Source organism: Ornithinibacter sp., assembly GCF_035443565.1.
Lineage (GTDB): Bacteria > Actinomycetota > Actinomycetes > Actinomycetales > Dermatophilaceae > Fodinibacter.
The window spans coordinates 23,723-26,322 of the sequence record NZ_DAORSO010000005.1 but is presented as its reverse complement, the minus strand read 5'-3'; the positions used below and the strand labels follow the sequence as shown (position 1 = coordinate 26,322).

The 2,600-nt window shown below is 73.7% G+C and carries 2 protein-coding genes; one reads left to right on the top strand and one right to left on the bottom strand.

The genetic code is table 11. The features are described from left to right. Nucleotides 1-1,384, bottom strand: a 1,384-nt coding sequence (locus tag PLL68_RS01450) for a replication-associated recombination protein A (protein WP_486657075.1), incomplete at its 3' end; no start/stop codon positions are given. 4 nt (nucleotides 1,385-1,388) lie between these two features. On the opposite strand from PLL68_RS01450, the gene PLL68_RS01445 reads away from it, so the two are divergent. Beyond that, nucleotides 1,389-2,600, top strand: a complete 1,212-nt coding sequence (locus PLL68_RS01445) for an aggregation-promoting factor C-terminal-like domain-containing protein (protein ID WP_324530955.1) — start codon at nucleotides 1,389-1,391, stop codon at nucleotides 2,598-2,600.

Genomic DNA, 2,600 nt, shown 5'->3' with positions numbered 1-2,600 from the left:
AGCGTCCGAGGCGGCCCTTGAGCCACGTCCAGCGCTCCTGGAGCCGCGCCTCGAAGCCGCGGTCGCTCGGGCGGTAGTAGTCGGTGGTGCCCGCGAGGTCGTCGGGCAGGTACTGCTGCGCCGCGACGGCATCCGGTTCGTCGTGGGCGTAGACGTAGCCCTTGCCGTGACCGAGGCGAGCCGCCCCGGCGTAGCCGCTGCCCCGCAGGTGCGCCGGGACCGGGCCCCCGCGGCCGGCCCGGACGTCGGCGATGGCCTCGTTGATGCCCACGTAGGCCGCGTTGGACTTGGGCGCGATGGCGTTGTGGACCACCGCCTGAGCGAGGATGATCCGCGCCTCCGGCATCCCGATCTGGGCGACGGCGTGCATGGCCGCGACGGCGGTCTGGAGCGCGGTCGGGTCACCGAGCCCGACGTCCTCGGACGCCGAGATGACGATCCGCCGCGCGATGAAGCGCGGGTCCTCGCCGGCCTCGAGCATCCTCGCGAGGTAGTGCAGCGCCGCATCGACGTCGGAGCCGCGCATGGACTTGATGAGGGCCGAGGCGACGTCGTAGTGCTGGTCGCCGGTGCGGTCGTAGCGAACGGCGGCGTGGGCGACGGCCTGCTCGCACTGCGCGAGGGTGATCGGCAGGACGTCCGGGCGGGGCGCGCCCGGCGCCACGGCATCCTCGGTGACTCCCGCCGCCGCCTCGAGGAAGGTCAGTGCCCGCCGAGCGTCGCCGCCGGCCAGTCGCACGAGGTGCTCGCTGGCGTCGTCGTCGAGGCGGTAGGCGCCGGCCAACCCACGCTCATCCGCCACCGCACTCGCGAGGACGTCGGCGATGTCGCCATCGGTGAGCGGCACGAGCGTGACGAGCATCGAGCGGGACAGCAGCGGGGCGATCACCGAGAACGACGGGTTCTCCGTCGTCGCGGCGACGAGGACGACTTGGCGGTTCTCCACGCCGGGGAGCAGGGCATCCTGCTGGGCCTTGGTGAAGCGGTGGATCTCGTCGAGGAAGAGCACGGTCTGCCGGCCGTACAGCTGGCGCGCCCGGGTGGCCTGCTGCATCACGGCCCGCACGTCCTTGACCCCTGCCGTGACCGCCGACAGCTCGACGAACTCGCGGTCGGCGGCGGTGGCGACGAGGTGCGCCAGCGTGGTCTTCCCGGTGCCCGGCGGGCCCCAGAGGATCGCCGAGATCGGGCCGGCCGCACCCGCACTGCCCTCGATGAGCCGGCGCAGCGGGCTGCCCTGTCGCAGCACGTCACCCTGCCCGCGCACCTCCGCCAGGGTGCGCGGCCTCATGCGCACGGCGAGGGGTGCGATGGATGCCGGGTGGTCGGCTCCCGCAGCGTCCGCGGCTGCTGCGCCGAACAGGTCGGTGTCCTCGAGGCTCACGGTCGTGAGGGTATCCGGCAGCGCCCACACCCGGACCCACCGCGGGCAACTGCTCGTCGCGGCCAATCCCGAGCATCTGGGTGACACCGGCCGGATCTCGGGGGATGATTCACGGGTGAGCCTTTCGCTGCGGACCCGCGCGAGCTCTGTCGCCGTGCTGGCCGCGGCGGTGGCCCTCGCCGTACCGGCTGCCTCGGCGTCAGCGGCGGCTCCCGCCCCCGGACCGACCGTCCCGAGCGCCGGTGAGGTCACGCAGGCCGAGGCGAAGGCGGCGGCGGTCGCCAAGGAGGTCGCCGAGATCACCGCCGAGGTCGAGAAGGCCCAGGCCAGGCTCGAGACCCTGCAGCGTGCGGTGTCCGATTCCGTTGCCGCGCACGAGCAGGCCGCGAAGGACCTCGCGGACGCCGAGGAGGCCGTCCGGCGGGCAACGGTCGACCTGGCCCGAGCCAGGAGCGAGAGCGCGGCCGCCGACCGGGCGCTGTCGGGCAGCGCGGCCCTGATGTACATGCAGGGCAGCGACCTGCAGAGCCTGACCACGTTGTTGCTCTCGCCCCCGAACGTGATGTCCGACCTGTCCGTCGTCATGGACCACCAGGCCACCGGGGCCCGCGAGACCGTCGACGCCGCCAAGCTGGCCGCAGCCGACGCGAAGCGTCGGGACTACCTCGTGACCTCGGCACGCGACGGCGAGGCAGCCCTGCTCGCGACCGCGGAGGCGACCCGTGCCGCCGCCGAGAAGGCCGCCGAGGAGGCCGGCAGGGAGGCCGCCGCGCTGGGCGAACGCCAGGAGGCCCTCAGCGAGCGCCTCGCCGAGCTCGAGCAGGGGGCCGCCGACCTCGCGAGCCTGCGGGAGGCCGCCGCCAGCCTCGGCGGAACACTGATCGGCGTCCAGGCCTCAGGGACCAGCGCCCGTGCCTCGCAGGAGATCGCCCGCACCATGGTCGCCGACCGCGGGTGGGACCCCGGGGAGTTCACCTGCCTCGTGACGCTCTGGCACCGGGAGTCCGGGTGGAGCTGGAGCGCGACGAACCCGAGCTCGGGGGCGTACGGCATCCCGCAGTCGCTACCCGGCTGGAAGATGGCGAGCGCCGGCAGCGACTGGCTCACCAACCCCGCGACGCAGATCAGCTGGGGCCTCGGCTACATCGAGGATCGCTACGGCAGCCCGTGCCGGGCCTACGAGGCGTTCCTGTCCCGCTCCCCCCACTGGTACTGA